Source organism: Rhodoblastus sp. 17X3 (assembly GCF_030056575.1).
GTDB lineage: Bacteria > Pseudomonadota > Alphaproteobacteria > Rhizobiales > Beijerinckiaceae > Rhodoblastus.
Genome location: NZ_JASHHX010000001.1, coordinates 141,349 through 163,592 on the forward strand (window position 1 = coordinate 141,349; position 22,244 = coordinate 163,592).

General features: G+C 55.8%; 15 protein-coding genes. 6 read left to right on the forward strand and 9 right to left on the reverse strand.

Annotation, left to right across the window (positions count from 1 at the left end):
• Positions 1 to 177: 177 nt before the first annotated feature.
• From QM467_RS00670 to QM467_RS00680, 3 genes are all read right to left on the reverse strand, one after another.
• Complete coding sequence (locus QM467_RS00670) at positions 178 to 429, reverse strand: hypothetical protein (RefSeq protein ID WP_283364352.1); 252 nt, start codon at positions 427 to 429, stop codon at positions 178 to 180.
• Between the two features lie 63 nt (positions 430 to 492).
• Positions 493 to 1,170, reverse strand: coding sequence for a hypothetical protein (locus tag QM467_RS00675; RefSeq protein ID WP_283364353.1), 678 nt, complete (start codon positions 1,168 to 1,170; stop codon positions 493 to 495).
• Between the two features lie 3 nt (positions 1,171 to 1,173).
• Positions 1,174 to 2,484, reverse strand: a complete 1,311-nt coding sequence (locus tag QM467_RS00680; protein ID WP_283364354.1) for a tyrosine-type recombinase/integrase — start codon at positions 2,482 to 2,484, stop codon at positions 1,174 to 1,176.
• Positions 2,485 to 2,876: 392 nt separating this feature from the next.
• Here QM467_RS00680 and QM467_RS00685 point away from each other — a divergent pair, with 392 nt between their 5' ends.
• Positions 2,877 to 3,431, forward strand: a complete 555-nt coding sequence (locus QM467_RS00685; protein ID WP_283364355.1) for a TrmH family RNA methyltransferase — start codon at positions 2,877 to 2,879, stop codon at positions 3,429 to 3,431.
• A 228-nt stretch (positions 3,432 to 3,659) separates the two neighbouring features.
• Here QM467_RS00685 and QM467_RS00690 read toward each other — a convergent pair whose 3' ends face one another.
• Entirely contained in the window at positions 3,660 to 4,244 is a 585-nt protein-coding gene (locus QM467_RS00690; RefSeq protein ID WP_283364356.1) for a ParB-like protein, read from the reverse strand.
• A gap of 386 nt (positions 4,245 to 4,630) precedes the next feature.
• Here QM467_RS00690 and QM467_RS00695 point away from each other — a divergent pair, with 386 nt between their 5' ends.
• Entirely contained in the window at positions 4,631 to 5,467 is an 837-nt protein-coding gene (locus QM467_RS00695) for a cytochrome c (protein WP_283364357.1), read from the forward strand.
• A gap of 345 nt (positions 5,468 to 5,812) precedes the next feature.
• Here the strand turns inward: QM467_RS00695 and QM467_RS00700 are convergent, their stop codons facing one another.
• Positions 5,813 to 6,556 carry an acyltransferase gene (locus QM467_RS00700; RefSeq protein ID WP_283364358.1) on the reverse strand — a complete coding sequence of 248 codons (744 nt, stop codon included), beginning with the start codon at positions 6,554 to 6,556 and terminating at the stop codon, positions 5,813 to 5,815.
• Positions 6,557 to 7,230: 674 nt separating this feature from the next.
• Between QM467_RS00700 and QM467_RS00705 the strand changes: the two genes are divergently transcribed.
• Entirely contained in the window at positions 7,231 to 7,926 is a 696-nt protein-coding gene (locus QM467_RS00705; RefSeq protein ID WP_283364359.1) for a glycosyltransferase family 32 protein, read from the forward strand.
• 53 nt (positions 7,927 to 7,979) lie between these two features.
• On the opposite strand, the gene QM467_RS00710 is transcribed toward QM467_RS00705, so the two are convergent.
• The 4 genes from QM467_RS00710 to QM467_RS00725 all read right to left on the reverse strand — a co-directional run bounded on the left by QM467_RS00710 (position 7,980) and on the right by QM467_RS00725 (position 14,684).
• Positions 7,980 to 9,152, reverse strand: a complete 1,173-nt coding sequence (locus tag QM467_RS00710; RefSeq protein ID WP_283364360.1) for a glycosyltransferase family 92 protein — start codon at positions 9,150 to 9,152, stop codon at positions 7,980 to 7,982.
• A gap of 18 nt (positions 9,153 to 9,170) precedes the next feature.
• Positions 9,171 to 9,983 (reverse strand): glycosyltransferase family 2 protein, encoded by an 813-nt coding sequence (locus QM467_RS00715; protein ID WP_283364361.1) that lies wholly within the window; start codon positions 9,981 to 9,983, stop codon positions 9,171 to 9,173.
• A gap of 138 nt (positions 9,984 to 10,121) precedes the next feature.
• Entirely contained in the window at positions 10,122 to 11,204 is a 1,083-nt protein-coding gene (locus QM467_RS00720; protein WP_283364362.1) for a hypothetical protein, read from the reverse strand.
• Between the two features lie 549 nt (positions 11,205 to 11,753).
• The gene (locus QM467_RS00725) at positions 11,754 to 14,684 is read right to left on the reverse strand and encodes a glycosyltransferase (RefSeq protein WP_283364363.1); all 2,931 of its coding nucleotides are present in this window, start codon (positions 14,682 to 14,684) and stop codon (positions 11,754 to 11,756) included.
• A gap of 956 nt (positions 14,685 to 15,640) precedes the next feature.
• Here QM467_RS00725 and QM467_RS00730 point away from each other — a divergent pair.
• The 3 genes from QM467_RS00730 (at position 15,641) to QM467_RS00740 (ending at position 22,070) form a co-directional block, all read left to right on the forward strand.
• Complete coding sequence (locus tag QM467_RS00730; protein ID WP_283364364.1) at positions 15,641 to 20,434, forward strand: glycosyltransferase family protein; 4,794 nt, start codon at positions 15,641 to 15,643, stop codon at positions 20,432 to 20,434.
• Positions 20,435 to 20,807: 373 nt separating this feature from the next.
• Complete coding sequence (locus QM467_RS00735; protein ID WP_283364365.1) at positions 20,808 to 21,035, forward strand: hypothetical protein; 228 nt, start codon at positions 20,808 to 20,810, stop codon at positions 21,033 to 21,035.
• Between the two features lie 333 nt (positions 21,036 to 21,368).
• Positions 21,369 to 22,070, forward strand: coding sequence for an OmpW/AlkL family protein (locus QM467_RS00740; protein WP_283364366.1), 702 nt, complete (start codon positions 21,369 to 21,371; stop codon positions 22,068 to 22,070).
• The last annotated feature ends 174 nt before the right edge of the window (positions 22,071 to 22,244 follow it).

Below are 22,244 nucleotides of genomic sequence, written 5' to 3' on the forward strand. Positions count from 1 at the left end.
GTCCGAGTCCGGCAAGGGCGGCGATTGTCGCGGCAATCTCCGGCGCCACGCCGTAGCGGCGACGAAGAAATTGCAAAACGAGATTTGGGGGGCTATTCTCCGGATCGATCGCCGCCAAGCTGATCGTATTCCGGACCCGGCCCGCCGCCAGCGTGGCTGGGTTCAATTTTTCTGTCATCATTCCGCAGCCGCCACCATCGAGTTGCGGCCGGCGATGCGCCTGCCAAGGGTGCGGCGACCAAATCCAAACTCGCGCGCCACTTGTTCGGCGGGCACGAAAGTTTCGATCTGGTCGGGAACAATTTCGGGAACCGTGCCGCCGAGAGCGGCGGCCATCAGCCTGCGCTTGTAAAGTTCAAGTTCGGATCGTCGCCAGAACAGGCGACCGCGCATGCGGATAGGAAGCGGAAATTCAGGCTCGTTAGTCATGTCTTACCTCGGCTTGAAGGGGCCTGAGGTGAGATTGAGTTTTTTAGCGCCTTATTATCAGTCTCAATTCTCCAACAATATTTGAAGTAGCTGATTTTCTTGTATTTTTAATACGTCTTGGATTATCCGCCTGAACGAGATTGCGAGGCCGACAAGTCGGCGAGTGCGGGCATCATCATCCAGAATGTCTCCAAAGCTAAGCCCGTTATCGTCCCCGCATTCCCACCTATAGGCGAGAGCAAGATGGAGCGAGGGGATGCTTGGTTTCCATTTCCGGAACTTGATATTTTCATCGTTGCGAAGCGCATCGCCGCTTTCCGGACGTCGCCCCGGACCATTGTTCGTTCGGCGATCTGCAACGTCCTTATCGACTGCATTCAGCATCGCATTAGAGAAATGCTTGGGAACGTCCGCGGGGCGCGAGACACCGATGATGTCGAAAGCCGCGGCGTGAGCTTCCGGCCATGCCATTTTCTCAGCAATCAATCGCTCAGTTTGGATTATCTTCCATCCGGAACTGGCGGCCTTTTCCAGTTCATGAATGTCGCTCACGCTCAAAAGCACGTCGACAATTCGAGGGATGCGGCGGCTCGCAGCTTTCGCTCCATTCCGCATGGTCAGGTATATGCCCGCCTCAAACTTTGCGCGACGACTGCGATCATTCGGAAAGGCGAGCGCTGACAGAAACAAAGCCCCTCGTTCCCACGGGCTCAGGTCCGGCGTTATGATCAACGGATCCATGAATTAGCCCCTCTCGCTCGCCAAATCGACGACATTGCTGGCAAGCTTGCCGCTCACGATTGCGTCGAGATTTCGCGCCCATGCCTCAAGCGCCGCCTTCTTCTCGTCGGCGTAGCTGTATCGGTTATAGACAGCCGCGACGCCTTTGATCGTGCCGCTCTTATGGTTCAGCACCGCCTCGACAACATGGGGCGCGATCCCAAGCCCAGCCATGCCGCTGGCGGCCGTCCGGCGGAGATCGTGAAGCGTCCAGCGCGCGGGCGCCTTAGCTTCATCCGCGTCTTCGCCGCGCTCAACCGCCTCGGCGCGGATGGCGTCGAGTATCACGGCGTCAAATTGCTCTTTCGCCCGGCTGAAACCGGAAACAGACGTCTTGCCGGTCGTCGTGAAAACGAAATCTGATTTCTTCCCCTCCTTCTCGCCGGCTGAGATCCGGGGCAATGCCTTCAGGATTTTCACGGCCGCATCGGACAACGGAATTTCATGCGCGAGGCCGTTCTTCGAACGCTCCTTCGCAATCGTCCATATCTTCTTATCGAGGTCGATTTCCGACCACCGGGCATCCGCAACCTCGTCGCGCCGAACGCCGGTCAATAGGAGCAGTTGCGCGATCGGGCCAAAAGGCCAGCCGATCGCCTCAAACGCTTCCCAGGCCGTCTTGATTTCTGCGTCCGATAAGACTCGGTCGCGGCTATTCTCGGCAGACGGCGCCCGCAATTTGTCGCAGGGCGAGGCGTCAATAATCCCGCGCTCGATCGCCCAATTGCAAAGCTTCCGGAAACCGGCGAGGGTTCTATTCGCCGTAATCGGCGAACCACGATCGACGATCTTGTCGAGAAGGGCATGAACATCCGCGCGCGTGATCGATGACAGGCGCCGGCCTTTCCATGGCCCCGAAATTTCCTTCCGCAACAGTCGTCGCGTCTCGTTCAGATATTTGGGTTTCGAGTTTTTCGTCGAATACCGTTCGATGAATGTTTCGACAACATGCTCGACGCTTTCGTATTCGCGCGCCGCCTCTTCCCGAGCGGCGATCTTCGCGGCCTGTTTCGCCTGAGAAGGGTCGTCACCGCGCGCGATGACTTGTACGGCTTCGCTGGCTAGCCTCCGAGCCGCAGCAAGGTCGATCGCAGGGTAGGGGCCTATGGTCAGCTTTTTCGGCCTGCCCGCGAACCGATAGCGGAGCGCCCAGCTTCCGGCGCCGCTCGGTTGAAGCACGAAGAAAAGGCCGCGCGTGTGACCATCTGGAATTTCGCGCCGCGCCGCGCCAGGCTTGAGGCTGTCCAGCGCTTTTACGGTGAGGTCTTTTGCCATGTAATCCGTTACCCCCTATTCTACGGGTATCGCTGGGGTAACGAAAATGAGCCGTCTTGACCTGTTACCCAATGTCCTAGACGCTACCGGACAAATGAGAAAAACTCAAGAAAAATAAGCGATTAAAGGGGATGTGGCGTCCTGATCTGTCAGCCTATTTCAGCCTATGGCACTAGACTACGAATCTAGGGGTCAGAGGTTCGAATCCTTTCGGGCGCGCCATTTTCCAACGCAATTTTCGATATACGGCTGTGAACCGGAGCGCGCTCCTGTGCGACGGGGCGACGCAAACCCGATCGTCTTCATTCAGGGCTTAAGCGTAAGCGGAACTGCGTGGCTACACGCGGGTTACAAGCTCAGAAAATGCCAGAATCGGTTGACGAGAGACATGAATGGAGACTGAGCGCCGGCATCGCGTTTCACCGACCGGGGTGTTGCGCCAGGGCAAATGCGACCGGGAAGCCTTTGCGGCAAAGCGGCGCCTGCCGATCCTTGTGGTGCTCGACCAGGTGTCGCAGGCCTATAACATTGGCGCCATCTTTCGGCTTTGTGATGCGATGTTGGCCGAGCGACTCGTGATCACTGGGGCCGACGTCGACCTGCGCAAGCGCAACCTGGGGCAGGCCGCGTGTGGAACGCAATATTGGACGCCTTGGTCTCAGGAAAAATCAGCCGAAGAGGCGGTCATTCGCGCGAAGGCTGACGGATACCAGATTGCAATCGTCGAATTGGCGTCCAATAGCGTTCGACCCGAAGCGTTTACACCGAAATTTCCCGTGTGCCTTGTTCTCGGCGGCGAATTCGATGGGGTATCGCAAAAGGTCGTCGATCTGGCCGACGCCGTCATCGAGATTCCAATGCGGGGCATGGCGAATTCGATCAATGTCTCAACCGCGGCCGCAATCGTTCTCTACGGGCTCTCTTGTCGCGCTGAAGCTGAAATTTAACCTGACCACGAAAGACAGTCGCCGGCCAGCCGACAGAAGCCAATCCCGAACCAGCGACTTCCGACGATGAATGAGAATATTAGAAGCGGTCCCGTCACGTTGAGACGCCGACAACTTCAAGATCGTGTCTGGACAAGCCCAATGATCCATGTCGCGGTCGAATTCGGCATTGGCGGAACGGTTTGGTAAAAATTGCAACCGGCTGAACGCGCCACGCCCGCCACGCGGTTAGCCGAGGAAACCGGGCAAATCCTGCGCCTCATCAAGCCGAGCCAGTTTGGTCGCTAGTTCCGCCGCCTGATTGAATTCCAGCTCAATCAGGCGGCGGCTCATGAAAGTGCGGAAATAATCGCCCCAGATAAATTCCTGGAATGGGGTGTCGAGATCGGTGAAGGCCTCGCCACGCACTCGTCGCGCGAGCGAACGCCAGACATTGTCAGTCAGATCGGTTACATGACGCGGAATTGCGGCATAGGGCCGGCGATTGCCGTCGGCGTCAATTGGCCAGAAATAGCCCTTGGCTTCCATTTTCCGCCAGAACGGACGGGTTTCGAGATCCGACCAGTCCCCGAGTTGTTCGCCGAGCGCCGCTTCGCGAATTTTGAGCGACCACAGGGCGCGCGCCAGATGATGATGATCGACCATATAGAGACATTTGCCCGGACCGATGATGTGAGGAATGGATTTGCGCTCGAGATAGGTTTCGCGCTCGTCAGCGGACATTTTGGCTATCTTCGCGGCCCGACGGGAAACCTCTGACAGGCCGAGCGTGAGTTGGGTCGGCCTGAGATCGGCAATCGCAATTTTGTTCAAAGCGTCGCACCTTTATCGCGGTGGGTTTTGGTAAGCCGACTTCATGCGGAAAATTTGATTTTGAAAACGGCTATCGCATATGAATAACCAAAAGGTGCTCGATGCCACTTTTATCGGCCGTTCCTTCCGCGCCCCTCGGCAATTTATAAGGATTGCGCCCCGTTCTCTCGCGATGCTCCACTACTCGGCCACGTCGAGCCGACGTTCGCGCCCCTCGTATTTGGCGACAACCGGCATCGGGTTCGGGCGACGTCAACGGCGTCGTCTATGACGTGGTGTCCAAGCCGCCCGGCGCGATCGAGTGGGAGTGAATTTCGTGGCGGCTCGCCTGCGTGCTAATGGTCAGGACAATTCAATTTCCACTGGAAAATAGGGTCAGGCCTTTCATGTGCGCGCACCTCCGGTGGAATTTGGTCGCCTTGGCGGCGGCTTTCGCAGTCGTCATCGGCCTCGCTATTCCTTCGGCGGCGGGACAGCTTGTCATCGATATCGGCGCGCCGCGCACCATGGAAAGCGCGACCCTGCTCGCCAGGCCGGACGCTGCGACTATAACAGTGCCCATGGATGCGAGCTATGGGCGCGAGATGACCTATCGCGCGGTTCCGCTGCGCGCCCTTCTCGGCGTCCCGGCGCTGCCCCCGGGCAAGGTGTTGCAATTTGTCGCCGCCGACGGCTTCGTCAGCAATCTGCCCGCGTCTTTGCTTTTCCCGGCCGACGGCGAGGACGCTGTTCCCTGGCTGGCAATCGAGCCGCCGGACGCGCCTTGGCCACCGACGCCCGGAGGCGCGGCGACGGGCCCTTTCTACCTTGTCTGGCTCAATCCGGCGGCTTCGGGGATTTTGCAGGAGCAATGGCCTTTTGCGATTGTCAAGCTGCAACTCTCCGACGCGCCCGCCACGCGCTGGCCGCAAATCGCGGTCGGTGGCGACGCGGCGGCGGCGTCCCCCGCGCGCAAGGGTCAGGAGCTCGTCACGAGCCAGTGCATGGTTTGCCATAAGGTTGATGGCGCCGGCGACGCGGACATTGGCCCGGACCTGATCCGGCCGCATAGCCCGACCGAATATTTCCAGCCCTGGGCGTTCCGCGCGCTCATTCGCGATCCGGGCTCCGTGCGCTCCTGGCCGGGCCGGCGCATGCCGGGTTTTTCCAAAGACGTACTGAGCGATGGCGACGTCGACGCGATCGCCGCCTATATTAGCTACCTAACCGGCCGTCGGAAGTGACAGGCGAACGGCATCGCGCCACCCCAATCCGCCGCCCCTTTTAACTGGCTGAGGCGGGCTGACATTCGCCCTTGGGACAGCCCGGCAGTTTCATCACGGCTCGTTGCCGACCCACCTGAATAAGCCTGCGACCATACCGCTCAATGACAGTGAAGAGCGGCTCCGTGATGCTTCACTGGATTATACGGTCGCGGCGCCCCTCCCGTCGGAGAGCAGTCTGTCGCGAGATCAACCTCGTCCTTGGGGGCGATCAATCAACCACACTCCAATCGCCCTGTCCAAAGAGAACCGGCCCGGCAATAAATGCTCCCCGATGTTCTTTCGAAACGAGCAAGCTCGCGTAGATCAACTCGAAGTTGGCGCGACCGCCGGCGGCAAGTCACGGAAGTCCCAATTAACCCCGCTCGAAACGACGCGCGCTGGCGAGCCGGCAAGAACAACATTGCTCGGAAACTCGCCGCCTCGCACAAAAGATCGGGCGCCGATGATAGAATCGCGCGCAATTTTGCTGTTGCCCATGACCATCGACTCCTGTCCTATCCAAACATGATCGTCGATATCGATTAAACCGCCATAAGGGTTCAGTCGCTTCCGTTCCGCGACACTGAAAAGCGTATGGCAGTCGTCCGTCTGGATGATGACGTCGGAAGCAATCAGAACGTCCCTGCGAAGAAAAATGGCCCCGCCATTGCGGCAGTTGAGATTAAGCCGCGCTGTATGGCGAACATAAGGACCGCAATAAACGCAGCCCGACCCAAGCGCAATGTTTGCGCCCGCGATGCTGGCCTCTCGAGCAACATACATCAATCCGCCATCGCCCCAAACGAGAACGCCGTAGTCATGTTCTCCGTTGCAAATCAGGATGAAATTGGAACATTTTTCATGACCCGGGTGGAGCTGAATATGTGGGATCCCATTGGCGGCTCCGCGCGGACGGACGAGAAAATTGCCGTTGGCGCCCCACCAGGCAGGCAATCTGTCGTGGCTTTGGACTATCTCATAATCAACGAGTTCGATTGGATCGAACAGGGATTGCGCCTGATAGCGTTTCGAAAGCTCCTTCAACAAGCAATCGATCTTGGCAATCATATCAAGCTTTCCCCGATTTCTTCCGGAACAAGCCCGCAAATAGGTCGCAGGCGCTCAGGCGATTGTTTCTGATTGTTGGAGCGATGGTGCAAGGAATCGCGAATCAGCACGAATCGTCGCGCTGTTTCCTGACAATATCAGGTTCAACCGAGCCGAGCGCCGCAATAACCTTCGTGTACGCAGGACATGAGCGCAACTTGACCGAAAGCATTTGTTAGAGCGCCGATGGCCTCGGCTCCTAGCTTTCTTCTCAGTGATTTGTTTGTCGCGTCAGGGGGGGCGTGAAGAGATTCCCCGGCGCGTCGTCGCTCGTCGCGGCATGGGTATTTTATTATTGCAGCGCCCGTGCCAAACGTCGAACCATTCACTCGCGTGCGAGGTTCGGACGCGTCGTCCGCGTTATTGGAGATGTGCCAGGAAAGGACGCCGGACTCGCCCAGTCGAAGCGAAGTGGAGCATGACGCTTGAGACGAGGGCGCTTTTGAGCGATAAATTCTCGTTCAGCATGCTCGCCACGGTCGCCCGACCGATTCTTTTGACCAAGAAACGATTGCACCTACAGTCAATTACACCACGCCCCGGGACACGATCGGTTCCTATCCGCTCCTTCAGCCAATTCGATGCGCCACAGTTGCGTGACAATTACAGTAAACAGAGGCGCCTAGCGAAAAAACATGATCCCAAAAATCATTCATCAACTTTGGATCGACCCCTCATCTACGACAGCCACGCCGCCGCCTTCCGTCCTTGCGCAAGCACACTTATGGAGAGACCTTAATCGAGAATATGCTTATCGACTTTGGTCCTTGGACGATGCTTTGAATCTATGCGAAAAACACGACCGACACGAAATTGTAGAGGCCGTCAACGTTGCTCGTTTCCCAGCAATGAAAGCTGATATACTTAGACTTTTTATCATGCACTGCTTTGGTGGATTTTGGGTGGATCTTAAGCTCAAGCCACTCAAGCCTATCCCTGACCTATTTTTGGATTTTGAGCATGTCATTGCGCCGCAAATTACACCTGTTCATCACGACATTCATAAAGATGTCCAAACGAATTTTATAGGCGCCAATCAGAATTCTATTATCCTTGCTGCGGCGCTTCAGGTAGCGGTCAATAATATAAAATTGAGACGGGGGGTTAGTGTTTTTGGCGTCTCGGGTCCTGTCTGTCTTGCTGTCGCACTCCAACAACAAATTGAAAAAGATGAACCTAGAAATGGAATTCTTTTTCTCGATAGGCAGGACTCATGGGGGAACCTTTACGTGAACTCAGCTGAGGACTATAATCACAACAACATGCATTGGTCTGTGAGGCAAAAGCGCGAGCCCATGTACACAGACTGTTGGGGTAATGAGTGGTCCTAACAACGTGGAAAATAAACGATATACACTCTCCCGCTAACACAGACATATTGACTTCACCACTTCGGCGCAAGCGCGGCGCAGTGGGGACCTAACCCTCGCGCCCACGATATTAACTCTTGAAGTCTATCCAGATTTGATGGGGAATAATCCTCTTCGTTTCGATCATGGCTTGCAAAAAAATCATCGGGTCGGATTCGCGATGGGTCATCAGGCGCCCTGTCTGCCATGCCGCGTGCACGTTTTAAGTCCCACTCGTCTTTCGATTTCACGAAATAATGATTTATTTGTGCGGAGACAAAATCGGCCGCATTAAGCTTTCCGCTGATGGGAGGTTGCGTCAGATGTCTGCCGGCCGAGGTGACATAAATACCATTTTTCAGATTAACATGATGTACGTCAACACTCTCCACGGACTCTGGGCGCGCGAACGTTTTGATGTGCCGGTTCGGCGCAAACGGCTTTGTTGCGCATTTCCTAAATCTGTCAGACACTAAACGATTTTCGAATGCAGTAGCGCCCGAAGAACCGAATACACGCCAATTAAACGCCACTGCCGAAGCGTCGTCGTGGAGTTTCAAGACCTCATCGATTCTCTCCCCAATGAGAGGTATGAAAAACTCGTCAGCATCAAGGAATCCGACCCAACCAAAGTGATAAGCGTAGTTTCTAAGAAAATCATTATAAGCGGTTGTTTGAGTATCAGGAAATGCGCGGCTAGCCCAAGGTATTATGGTGACCAAACCCACGTTTTCGAATTCTTTCAAAATGCCAGATGTTTCGTCACTACTTTCATTATCATATATAAAAAAGTGATCTATGCCGATTCGCTTGTGATGACAAATCCATTCGACAAGGTATCGCGCTTCATTCTTGACAATGGCGCACAATGCAATTTTTGACCGTTCCGCAACGAAGTGTCTAGGCGGGCTAAGTTCTCGTTCAGCACCTCGGGCTCGAATTTGGCAAATATGCGTTTTGAAATCCAGGTATCGAGATGGTACCGGATATCTAAAGCAATGATCGCCACGGCCAATATTGGCTTGTTGTAAATCCGACCGCCAAGTCGACGGCGTCACGAGACCGCAGAGCTCGTTGTCTATCAGAATTTCGACAATCGGCCGCCGCTCGAAGTCGTCGAAATCTGCGGCCCATCCAAAAATAAATAAAGATGGAACCCCGTTAACGAAGTGCCTCACGACTCCATCAAGATTTCCTTTAATGTTCATTGCAAATTCATCCAGGTTCTATCCGAGTGTTGCGAGCGCCTCACGGAGGCTATTCGCTACCCATAAGATTGTATCGTCAATCTGATCATTAAGATCGTGAGCGGTGAACATCTCTTCCGTGTAACGCGTGAATTTCGTGGGGTCGGCATTATTTCGGTTAGCGTTGCCCCGTTGCCGTTTGACGATGTATTCGGCGCGCGATTTTGCAAAATAGTGATTAATTTGAGCGGGCTCGAACGCCACAAGCTTGCTGACGCCGCGGGGCTCCATTTCAAGGGGGCTTCCGTTTGCCATGACGCTCCTGCCGGCACGCATAAAGGGCGCGTGAATGTGCACTTCTTCGACCTGTTGGGGGCGAACGAAGCATTTTACATGTCTGTTTTCGGCAGCAGCGACAGTGGATGCGCTCGTAAAACGTTCAATAACAGGATTGGGTTCGAATTCTGCGAGGCCGTTCGACCCAAAGATCCGCCAATTGACAGCGACACAAGAGACGTCTGCAGCGAACCGCTCAAGGAAGACGTTGACTGGTTCGCGCGAGTGGATGTTCAAGAACTCGTCCGCGTCGAGAAAGCTCAGCCAGTCCGTCCGACAATTCCGAATTGCGTCGCTATAGGCGCCTAACTGTGGCGACCCGTCGGCATTGGCCCATGGTACATAGCGCGCTATCCAACCAGCTTCGTATAGCTCTTTTAGAATTGCAGCGGTATCGTCTGAGCTATCGTTTTCGTAGACTTCAATCCGATCAAACCCGATGAGGCGATGAAAGGCTACCCACTCACGAATATAGGGTGCCTCATTCTTCATGATTGCGCAAAGTGTGCTGGACATATTTCACCACCGTCGCACTTTTATCACGCTCTCCTCCTCCCTCGAACTACTTTTTTACGAGCGCGAATTCAATTCGAAAATCGTTTTGGCAATTGAACCGCTTCGGATTTGCAACCGCCTCTCTCGATGAAATAGCCGTCAATCTCTCCAAGCGCCAAAAACGATCGGATCAATCGAGGAATGCAGGATCGCTCCTTTGGCTAGATTGTCCAATTCGTCGATCTGTTGATTGCCATGCAGTCGATAGGCCCCAATGACGATATTGCTTTCAACGCCATTGACGACCTTGCCATCATATTGGGGAAAATTGCTGCAATGAGCCGCATTCGTTGCGTCGATCGTTTTGCCCAGGCCCGCGCCCTTCACATAACAAGAGAAGAACGCCGTCGCCGCTTCAATCGACTGGCCATGATCGCCGCGATAGGCGTAAAAATCGAAGCCCGCAATCTTCAGGATTTCGGCAGCCCGGTACATGTGGGTCACGACGCCGGCAGAATAGCCGATCGCCTGCGCCGGATTCGCGTTCCGGTAACGGTCGTCGATCTCGCCGAGCGCGGCGCGGGCCGTGCTGAAAGTGGGCTGGCTTGTGGCTCCGTCGCGGCCCGTATTCGCAAAGCAACTGTTTGACTTGTCGCCCTCGCCGTAGAAAGCGTGGTTGAAATAGGTCAGCAATGGAGCGGGCGGAGCGAGGGCGGCGTTCTCGCCGTCGAGAAGCGAACGCAAGCGGATCTCATCGCGAAGGAGCGCGGCGATCGCCATTCGGCCGACAATATGGCTCGCGACCTGATTGTTGAAATATTCGCAATCGAGCGGTTTTGTGATCCTGGCGTATAAGGCCTGCCCGTTGCCGATGAGATCGTCCATCGCCAGATGGAAGGCGTTCAATTCCTTGATTTCCGACACGTTTAACGCGTCGATGGACTCGAGCAGATCCTGAGCAAAAGCCGAATAGACCACGCCGCGCGAAATTTGCAGCGGCATGCCGACCTGGGCGCCGAGGTCCGGCTTACCATCGACGCAAAATTGCTCCGAAGAATTGAGATACTTGCCTTGTCCATCGCGAAAACCATGGCGGGCCCAGGTCTGCAAAATTCGTTTCGTCAATTCCGCCGCCTGTTCGGCGGTGGGGGCGTTCGCAAGGCGGGGCGCGCCGTTGCTGAGCAGCGCGGCGTAAAGCGCGGCGCGGGCCGCGACAACGGCCGCCCCCCGGGGCGGATCCATTCCGGCGTCCACATGCGCTGCGGCTCGAAGCTCGCCGTCCGAGCGGATTTCGTTGGCGTAGCCTCCTGCGGGTTCGTATGAGAAAAGATGCAAGTAGGCTTCGATATCGCAGCCGCTGTATGCTGCGTCCCAATCGATTTTTGGATCAAGGCTTTGGCGCACGGTTTCCATAAGTCTAACGAACATGGATGCCGAAAACGTTCCTTTTCTTCCCGATCGCGCAGCAAGATCAGCCACATCGGCCCGCGTCATAAATGTTCGTGGATGGACCGCCGGCAAATGGATAGTTTCCGCTTGACCGTGGCCTCCGAAGACGAGGCCAGCAGAGGCGCAGCGCGCCTCCTGTGAAAGCGTCACCAGAATGCCCGGCGCCAAAAAAAAGATGGGCAAAATTCTACGCATGGCGGTTCGTCGTTCTGGAACTCGTCGAATAGCGCTGACTCCTGATCGCCTCATCGCAATCAAGGAGAGACGCCGCCGCCGCGATTTGGCCTGAGCAGAATCGAAGCCGTTTGGCGCCGCCGAATGGCGAGAACGCCAATTTGAGCATTAATCCACATATACGCCCGCTTTGGCCAAGGCCTCCTTCATTTTGATTCGGCCGGCCTCAAAAGAAAAATTCAGGCGGGCAAAGCGACGCGCTCGATCCGACATGTCCATCCAACGCTTTTCGTCCATGTAGAGCGTTTTGACGCTGTCGACCCATTCGGTCAGCGCGTTGGCAATGAAAGCTTCCGACCCATTGCTGATGGCAATGCCTTCGCCTGCGATCGAGGTCATGATCGTCGGCGAGCCCGCGGCTAAGGCGCCGATGACCTTCCCTTTGATCCCGGCGCCAGACAACAGGGGGGCGATGAAGATGCGGCACGAGTGATAGACTTCGGCCACGTCTTCGACATAGCCTCGGAACTGAACCCCTTCTGCCTCAAGCTTGCGAAGATCGGACGGCATATGGGAGCCAAAAATGCTCAATTCTATATCCGGAACTTGCCGGCGCAATTCGGGCCATATTTCGCTCACGAAGTAGCGAATGCCTTCCTCGTTCGGCGGGTGGCTGAAGTTTCCGAGGAAGGCGAGCCCTTTACGCTCGGCAAATGACGGAATCGACTTGTCGACTTGCGCGACCCAAGGACAGCGGGCGATTTTCGTCGCATCCAAATTATGCGACAGAATAATCGCGGCTTCCGTATCGCTGTATGACAAGGTGATGTCCGTTCGCCGCATCACGGACAGCTCGATGTCACGCGTCTCGAGCGCGCTGCGAAGCGCCTCGCGATTTTTCGCGGCCAGCGCCAACCGGATTTCCCGCAGGAAATGCAAGTCCGCGTTATTGAATATGATTTTTGTTTTTGGCGCGTACTTCCGGATCATATCAACACATTGATCAGCAACGGAATAGCGGGTGATGTAAACGATGTCGAATTCTTTAGCCCTCTGCTCGACAACCTCCGAAACGGAGGTCTGGAACGGGGCGTAAAGGCACTCGACCCCGCTTCTTTGCAGCGCCTCGGTGTAGTTGCCCAGATAGGTCATGTTGTGCGGGAGAAACGTCACCTTGAACCCGAGCGACTGCAGCAACCTTATTTCCTGGACGGCGGCGTAACTTCCCGCATCCTTGTCCGGTTGGGGAATCTGAATGTCGACGACAAGAGCGCGCAGCTGGATGCCGCGATCCTTGACAAATTCGCTGTCAAGGCTCGCGGGGAGTTTTCGAATTGTCGAAGCCCAGCGCGCCGAGAGTTTCGGCTCGTTGATGAGTTGAAACCGACTTGTTCCGGACTCTAATGAAGCGCCGCTCGATATGCCTTCAAAATGAACGACTTTGGAGAATGGTGTATAGTAGGTCTTGAGCCCTTTGGCTCTTACGCGAAATGCGAGGTCAATGTCTTCGTGGGAGGCAGGAGCGAGGAGTTCGTCAAATCCGCCAAGTTCGTCCCATAATTCGCGACGCAACATAAGGCTCACGCCAGAAACGTAATCAACTTGCCGGGTATAATTATACCGGGGATCGTGTTGATTACCGTTGCGACCGTAATTGGCCCCGTCGAAGTTGGGAAAGATTATCCCTCCCGCTTCATGGAGTCGTCCATCCGGGTAAACAAGTTTCGATCCAGCAAGCCCGACATCGTTGAACGACCTGAACACATGGATAAGTTCGTCGATCCAAAATGCGCAGGGCTCTGTGTCATTGTGCAGCATAATCACGAACTCGCCGCGGGCTGATTGCGCACCGCGATTCGAGCTTTTGACAAAACCCAGGCTCACTTTGTTACGTAGTATGGTGATTCCCGTAACATAAGCTTCCAGCTCGGTCGTGAGATCAGAAGAGCCGTCATCAACGACAATGACCTCGAACGTGCTGCGATTGGGCGCCAGCAATAGAGCCGCAAGACAATTATGAGTTGCCGAAAATTTATTCTGAACTGAAATAATAATACTTACAAGAGGTCTTTCATGGATTGGGAAATTGAATTCGTCCGGAGTCTTCAGCTGTTCGGCAATGCCGCATTTAACGCGCTTATGGGCCGACGCGAGTTGCCTGAAATATTGTGCGGCCAAACCTTGGCGCTCGTCCGATGCGTCGGATAAAGCAAGCTCAAGCTGTCCTTCCAAAGAGGCATAGCGATTTGCCGCGTTGGGCGAGAGGAAGCTCGGAAAATGAGCGGCATATTTCTGAAGGGCGTCTTCAGGCGTTGTGACGATCGGAGTGGCAAAGACTGCCTCCGCAATGATCTGCTCCGAATCGGGATCTCTCAGCTGAAACCAATGGATTCTTCCATCTGCCAGAGCGGCCGGAAGCGCTGTTCTTAAGTCATAACGATGACCCTGGATTGGTAAGAGAAACTGTTTTTCGTCTATAATGGCGCCATCGGCAACAAGTTGGACGGTGATATCATAATTTCCTGAGGTGGTCAGCCACCCGTCAAGGGTCATGCCCTGAAGCTTATCAATTCCACCCTGAATCGTACCCTTGGATATGTTTACGTTTACGACGCCATTTAGCGCCTTGTTGGAACCTAATACTTTAGCGATCAATTTATGTTCGCCGATAGCGAGTCTGGGAAGCGGAATCGCGAAGCCGCAGTTGCTGCTGCCAAAGCCGGCTTTAGCGACGTCCACCCTGTATTTTGACGTTTGTCCCGAGGCGATGAGGGCGTCATCGGCCCAGATCTCGACGACAAGTTGTTTCGTGGGATCAATCGCATCGGTCGCCCATCCAGTAGCAATTCCATCGGCGACGTCATCGAAACGCCCATGAAATTTAGGCTGGACTGAATGATCGGCCGGCAACGCCTTGTCTTGCGTCGAGGGAGGCGCATTTGCTTCAGGGCCAGAATTTGCGGTGATGGCGCGTGCTGACGACTCGCCTGACAGATTGGTATCCGACGAATATTCGGAGCGGGAAAGCTCTTCCGCTGAATTCTGTTGCATATTGCCCGCGCGAGCAGTGGGGGCGTCGCATTTTACAGTCGTCGACATCGCCATTTCCTGATGATTATTTATTTACGGTTTGCGAAAACGCGCTGATAGTGGACGAAATTCGATTGACTGGAAGGAGTGGCCCGAGGGCGGGCTTGGGCTTCCCCTCTATATTAATTCCGATGTAAGAAATACGAAAAATGCCTTTGTGATTCGCTATCGATTTGACAGAAACTTAGAATATTATGGGTGTTTCCATTCAATGCTCCATCATATCGTGGCAGGCGGTTTCGTTCGATAGGTTCAGCGTTGCATGGTGCGTGGCGAGTCTAAGGCTTGCCGCGTGATTTTAATATCCCTAGTTTGAGATGGATGTCGGCCCGGGTCTAGCCCGTTTTATTCGCCAGATTTGCTGGGCGAGCTGGCGAGCGTGATCAAAGGCGCTGTCAGCGCGCAGGATTTGGTTGCGTCATCTGGCTTGTTGGGCAATTCGCTCCAACCACCTCCGCCATTGCGTCAAATTTTGCAGAAGGAACAACGCGCCCTGGCGCGCCTCGTTTTGCATACGGCTGCTTGCTTGCGGCTGAGATTTTTGAAAATTGTCGCCCGCGTCATCTAAGCGGCAAGCCGCGTCCGATCGGCTTTCGCCTCCGTTTATCGTAAGCCGATCGCCGCCGGGAGCCCTGATGCAGGCCATCGCCGGCGCGGCTGTTCGATCCAGCGAGCGGCGAAGGCGCAGAGCAACAACCGGCGCCTCAGATCGTCAGAACACAAAATTGAGGCTTCACCGGCCCCAGTGGCGAATAAGGCCGGTTGGCGCATTGAAAATCGGCAGATTCCCAATTCAGGGCGGTCCCGGGGGGCGAACGATTGATTCGAGAGAGTCCTGGCGGAAGCAGCAGAGGAGCTGCTCTTTTCCCCAACGGAATGTCCAAGAATCTTGATTCGAGATTGTTTTCGAGGTTTGTGCTGTGATCTGATCGGTCGACTCTCGACGCAAAATGGGAAACGCTGTGATGGAAAGCAAATCTATCAAATTGGCGAAAGACGATGAAATCATGCGTCCCGGCAATTTCGAGATGGTTTCCTATTTGCCGGCATCGCGACGTGTGCTCTTGAGCGGCTGGCTCCGCACGGATCGGCGGGGCGAAGTTGGGGTCGAAGTCAAGATTTGGAACGGGTCCGGCGAGATCAGCGGAGAGGCGACCGCGCTGCTCTTTGAGCGAGAGGATCTTTTCGGCATTGGCAAATGTTTCGTGGCGCAACTCAGCGTCGAGGATAATGGAGCGCTCGCTTACGCTGCGATTACATCTGACCCTGATGCTGTGTTCATTGTTTCGATCAAGGGTGAGATCGCGCATCGACAGAGCCAGGGGATTCTCGCTCTCTCCCGGGAGAGCCACCTCAACACGATGCGCCCCTATATGGAAAATCACGTCGACGACAAGGCGCAACGCCTGTTGGAATCGCTGGATGACGAGTTCGTGGAGATTTTAGCCGACGCGATTGAGGCGAATGTAGAAGCGGAGCCGAGCGTCGCCACCGCGCCGAGCTTCGACCCCGCTGCGAAGGGAAAGGTTCAACGTTTCGGGCCCATTCACGTTACAGGCTGGGTCCGAATCCCCGCGTCGGGGGATTTGCCGGCGATGCAAGTGCGTTGGGCGAAGGAGCGGCGAAATGTCGAGGCAAAATTTGCCCGACGGACGGAAGCGACCAAGGACAGGCGCGCCCGTAGCGCGCATCAATTCCAATTTGCGATTCCGCCGGATATCCCGATCGATGACCTCAAATCAACGAAAGTCTTTGCCAAAGGACAGCACCTGAAAGAGGGCGATGACTTCATTTTCGAGAGCCCTGCCTATTTCAAGCTGCTCACTGTTTATGGCAGTGCCTTCGAGGCCATTGCACTCGATCTGCGCGACCCCAACCAGCCTTGCGAGATCGAACTTGTAACCGAGGATGGACGAGTCTTTTCGGTAGATCGTCGCTTCAGCCATTCGCTCGACATACAGGGCGAACGCATCGAAGGTCTGATCGGCGTCGCCGCCGATCTTGCGGACATCACGAAAGGCGGGCGCGTCCGGGTTATTTGCAGACTCGCCGGGTCCGACACGATTTTCGGCGAAATCACCCTCGATGGAAGCCTCGACGGCATGCGGCCGCGCAAGGCGCCGATTGTCAGGAGCAATGACGGAAAGGTCGACCAGATCGGACCCCATTTCGTCGGCGGCTGGGTGCGTATCGAGGACAATGTCGAGCCCCAGGTCGAGCTTCGAATCAACGATGCGCCCTGCGGCCGGACGACGGCGCGCCGTCCCCGGCCCGATGTCGAGGAGGCGACCGGCCAGGGCGCCCGCGGCTTCTTGCTGCCGCTGCCGCACAACCGGCTGTTGCCCGCCGCCAACAAGATTGAAGTTGTCAGGCTCGACACGAAGAAAGTCCTGCGCTCGGTCGAATCCACGATCAGCAGCCCGTCCAATCCTGGACAGGCGCGCGTGACCAGCGATTCGATTGTCGGTTTCGTGGAGAAGGGTTTCATTTCGTCAGCAAGCCGGATCGAGTTGATCGTCGGCCAGGACGTCGTCGGATCGTGCTGGCTGGGAACTGACACGTCCCGCATCGCTGAGCGAGTCGATTTCGAAATGCCCTTGCCTGATCGCACCCTCGAGCCGGGGCGCATGCATCTCCGCCTGCTGCCTCAAGGGCTAAGTTTGTCGCTGGTTGATCAGCCGGCGAAATTAACCGGCAAACTGCATTCAAATTTTGACGGATTACATAGCGATGCGCTGACCGGATGGCTGTTCGACGCCGGCGACCATAACAGATCCCTTGGCGTGCTGGTCACCATCGACGGGATCGTGATGGGACAATATCCGGCCACGGATATGAGGGGCGACCTCAAATCAACAGGGATCACATCCTTCAATCACGGCTTCAAGATCGCGATACCGGCCCCGCTGATGGACGGCCGTACGCATCTCGTCTCGATTATCAATGCGGAGAGCATGGCGCCACTTAATAGCAGCCCGCAATCCATCAGGTTTCCGAAGCGTCTCCCCGATCTTCCGTTCCCTCGGACGCCTCATCTCAATGGCCTGCGTTCGCCGCTCGCGCCGCTTGATCCGCCAAAAATCGTCGCCAGCGAGACTCCTGAATTCTCACTGATCATTCTCAACAAGGACGCCGGGGAAGTTCTTGAACGCGCATTCGAATCCATAGCGGACTATTTCTGGAAACATGACTTCGAAATCCTTTTGGTTGATCACGCTTCGGCGGATAATTCGCTTAAGGTGGTCGAACGCTGGTCCGAGCGTCTTCCAATCAGGTTATTTGTACGCGATGGCAACAATACCTTTTCCTATTCGAACAATTTTGCCGCTCGGCATGCGCGCGGTCGTCGCGTCGCGTTCGTCAACAACGATATCGTGTTTACGCAAGACGTGCTGTCGTCGGTTCGAAACTATATGGACGCCAATGCGGATGTGGGCCTCGTCGGCATCAAATTGCTCGAGCTGCGCAAGTCCCGTTTTGCTGATTCAATGAACGATTTCAAAGTTCACCATCTCGGAATCGCCTATGCCGAGGATCGGAGGACCGCCACGATCAAGCCCATGGAAATCGTCGATGACGCCGAGAACGCGTGGCGAAGCTTCGTGCCGACGGATGTCGCCTCGGTGACGGGCGCCTTCTGCATCATGAACCGCGACGAATTTCTGTCGATTGGCGGTTTCGACGAGCAATTTTTCTATGGTTATGAAGACGTTACTCTCGGCTTGAAAGTGATGCAACGACTCAACAAGCGCGCGGTTTCGTTGAATGACGTCACCTCTTTCCACCATCGCGGCTTCATGCGCCTGTCCGGAAAGATGGATGAAGAGTTCATGCAGCGTGTTCGCCATAACGACAAGATCATCGCCGATCTTTATGGCAGGCTTATCCGCCAGCAATATCTGAAGAGTCTCTATGCTGGCGATTGGGTTTACACGACGAAAAAGCTGACCGTCGCATTCATTGTTTTCGACGCCAGTCCTGTGACTCGCGCCGGAGATTATTTTACGGCGCGCGAACTGGCGGGCGAACTCGTCAAGACCATGTCGTGCAGCGTCTTCTTCATCGACGCAGCGACTGGCTGGAATACGGCTGGCGATTTCGACGTCATCATTAATTTGCGAAACGAGTTTGACATACGCGACCTGGCCAATCCGAAGCCGAACATGCTCAAAATCGCTTGGTTGAGGAACAATTTCGAAGATTGGCTCGAAGGCGGCGCCCTCGAAACGTATGATTATATCCTTTCGTCGTCGGAACCCTTTTTGGAGGAAATCAGGGAACAAACGGGAATTTCCGGCTCCAAGCTCGAAATCGCCGCCAACGCGGCAAAAATGGCGCGAGGCGTATTTCAGCCGTGCTATGCCGCCGATGTCATCTTTAACGGCTCCTTTGCCGGAGCCGACCGCGATCTCAACGCTGAATTCGCCGAAAAGGAGCTGCCATTTTCTTTCAAGGTCTTCGGCTCCGGGTGGGAAGGCAGCGCATTGGAGCAATATTTAAGCGGATTCGTAGAATACGACTCCATGCCGGACCTTTATGCGTCGACGAAAATCGTCATCGACGACGCCAATACTTCCGCGCGGAAATGGGGTGGAACAAACAGCCGCGTCTTCGACGCACTCTCGGCTGGATGTTTGATCATCACGAATTCAGCCCAGACGTCAGCGGCTTCGTTCGACGGCTTGCTTCCCGTCTGGACCGACGGAGACGATCTCATCTGCAAGATCCAGCACTATCTGGCTCATCCGGAAGAACGACTCGCTCTGGTCGAAAAATTGCGGACGATCGTCATGGACCGGCATACTTACGCGGAAAGGGCTACGTCGCTTTCGAAGATCATCAAATTGAGTGCGCGCTGCCGCCGGATCGCCATTCGAGTTTGCGCTCCGTCCCGAAATACCAAGGAAGTCTGGGGAGACGTCCATTACGCGGAACAATTGGCTTTCGAACTGCGCCGTTTAGGCTATTGGGTCGTGGTTCAAACTCGTCAGGATTGGGAAAGAGCCTCTGGACGCGAGGATGTCGTCATCGACCTGCGAGGCCTGAAGGCATTCCCCAAGGTTACGACCGCGCTCAATATCGTCTGGGTCATCTCGCATCCCGATGACGTCTCCGCAAGTGAACTGGGGCAATATGACCACGTCTTCGCCGCCAGTGAAGAATCGTGCCGCCGCTTTCGGGAAATGGGCGCCTCGAACGCCTCTGTGCTGCTCCAGTGCGCCACCTTGCGCCGGAAGCCGAAGAAAGCCGAAATCGCGCTGAAGCACAAACTGCTTTATGCCTGCAATACCCGCGGCGAAATGCGGGTCGGCGCCAAGATGTTGGAACAAATCGGCGCGGAATACGATCTGATCGGTTACGGATGGGAGAATTTCGCTTCCGTTGACAATATTCGCGCCACGAGCATTCCATATGACGACCTTTTATCGCTTTACGAGGAAGCCCCAATCACGATCAATGATCATTGGGAGGACATGAGGAAGTGGGGAATCATCTCCAACCGTGTCTTTGACGTCGCCGCAGCGGGCGGATGCGTCGTGACGGACAGCGTCATTGGTCTTGAGAGTGTTTTTTCCGAGGACGTTTTTAGTTATGAGGACGCCGCAACCTTCGAGACGGTCATCGGCAAATTGTTGTCGGATGAGAACTTGCGCCGTGAGAGCGCCGCACGAGCGCAGAAAACCGTTTTGAACGAGCACCTCTTCGAGCATCGTGCAAAAGTGTTTGACGAAACGATCCAGTTTTTATCCGACTGGTGAATGTCACGAGACCATTCGCCTCCATCATGGCGTCCGTTTCACGTCAAGGCGTTCCAGCCGCGATTTTGCGCCAATGGCGTCAGGCGACGCTTTTGCTGCGGCGGAACGATCCGGCCCCATGTCGAAAAACGATAAACCCCGCAACCGGTTTTCACCGTGCGGGGCTGCCTCCCTGGCGGCTGTACATCCGAGCTCGCCTTGGAATTGAGAGGATGATCGCCCGGACTTGTGTCAAACTCGCGGCGGCCCGAGGCAGAATCTCAAAATCGCGGCGCCCGGTCGGCGCGTAGCCCAAATTGCCATTGTCCCGCCGCAGGCTCGCCACGAGGCGCCTCTATGCTGCTTGTCGTGCTGCGGAAAACAGGTGATCGACATGGCTGGTTGGCATGTAAACTACTACAGCGTCACTCGGCGGGCCGAATCCCGTTCGGCGTCCTGCCTCACCTTCGATGGCGCCCTCGTTCATGCGCGGGCGCTGACCATCAACGGGCACATCGTCCGAAGCGTCACCGGGCCGAATGGCGCGACCTTTGACGCCGGGCAGTTCCGAAGCGAGCGCGGCGAAAGAGCCCCCTCCGGCGCCGACCGCGATCATTTCTGAAAGTGACGATCGCGCTTTCATTTGCGGAGGGGCGCGCAAGGCCGCCGGGCCGAATTTGCGGTTGATCATTTGGTAAATTGCCCCGATCAAGCGATCACAAAAATTTGATCAAACCATCTAGCGTGGCGTGCTCAAACGCGTTGCCGCTGGTCAGCGCCGTCTTGAGTGCGTCTCTTATAAGATATTGAAGATAAACAAGTAATTCAGTTTCTATTTGGCGCCGTGTCATCCCCTTTTTCCGGTGGCGCCAACCTTGCTGCCGCGTGTCCAGGCTGGCTGCGCGAGAATCAGCATGAACGGCCGGATTCAAATGATGAAAAAACGGGGGGATGGATGAAAATCGGAACGATTTCGAAATTGATCGGGATGGGAGCAGTCGCGCTCGCCGCGGCCGCCGGCGCTTCGAAGGCCGCCGATTTGCCGAGCGTCAAAGAGCCCGTCGTCGGGCCCGTCGCCGCCTACAACCCGCCGTGGTTTTTCCGATTGGGCGCCGGCGGCGTCCTGTTCGATTCCAGCGCCACCTTGACCCTTGCGGGCGCCGGCGTTCCCTCGGCCTCCGCCCACGCGAGCGACAACGTCACGGCGATTGTCGAGTTCGGCTATTATATTAACGACAACATTTCGATTCAATTGACGGGAGGCTACCCGCCGACCAGCACGTTGACCGGAACCGGAAACATCGCCGCGCTCGGGGCGCTTGGAAAAGTGACCTATGGCCCGGCCGTCCTGACTCTGGACTATCACCTCAGGAATTTCGGCGCCTTCCAGCCCTATCTCGGCGCGGGCTTCGTGGAAGCGATCATTTTCTCGACGCAAAGCCGCGCGGTTCACGATCTCAGCATCCCGAGTTCGGGCGGCTGGGCCGTCGAGGGCGGCTTCGACTATTTCGTGACCCCGAACTGGTCCATTTTCGCCGACGCGAAATATCTTTTCCTTTCTGTAAGCGCCACGGGCAACGTGGGCGGCGCGCCGGTCACGGCGCGCGTTCGTCTCAATCCGACGATCGTCAGCGGCGGTCTCGCCTACCACTGGTAAGCGCCGGCGCAACGCGCGATCGCCCTTCAGAACGCCCCGTCGCTTACCCAGCGGCGGGGCGTTCCGCTTTCGGGAGCCGCGGCCGCTTTTCATGCCCGGTTCACCAAAACTGAGGCGGCGGCTCAGGCGGAATTCGCGTTTGATCATTTGATGAATTTGGATGGACGCGCGGCC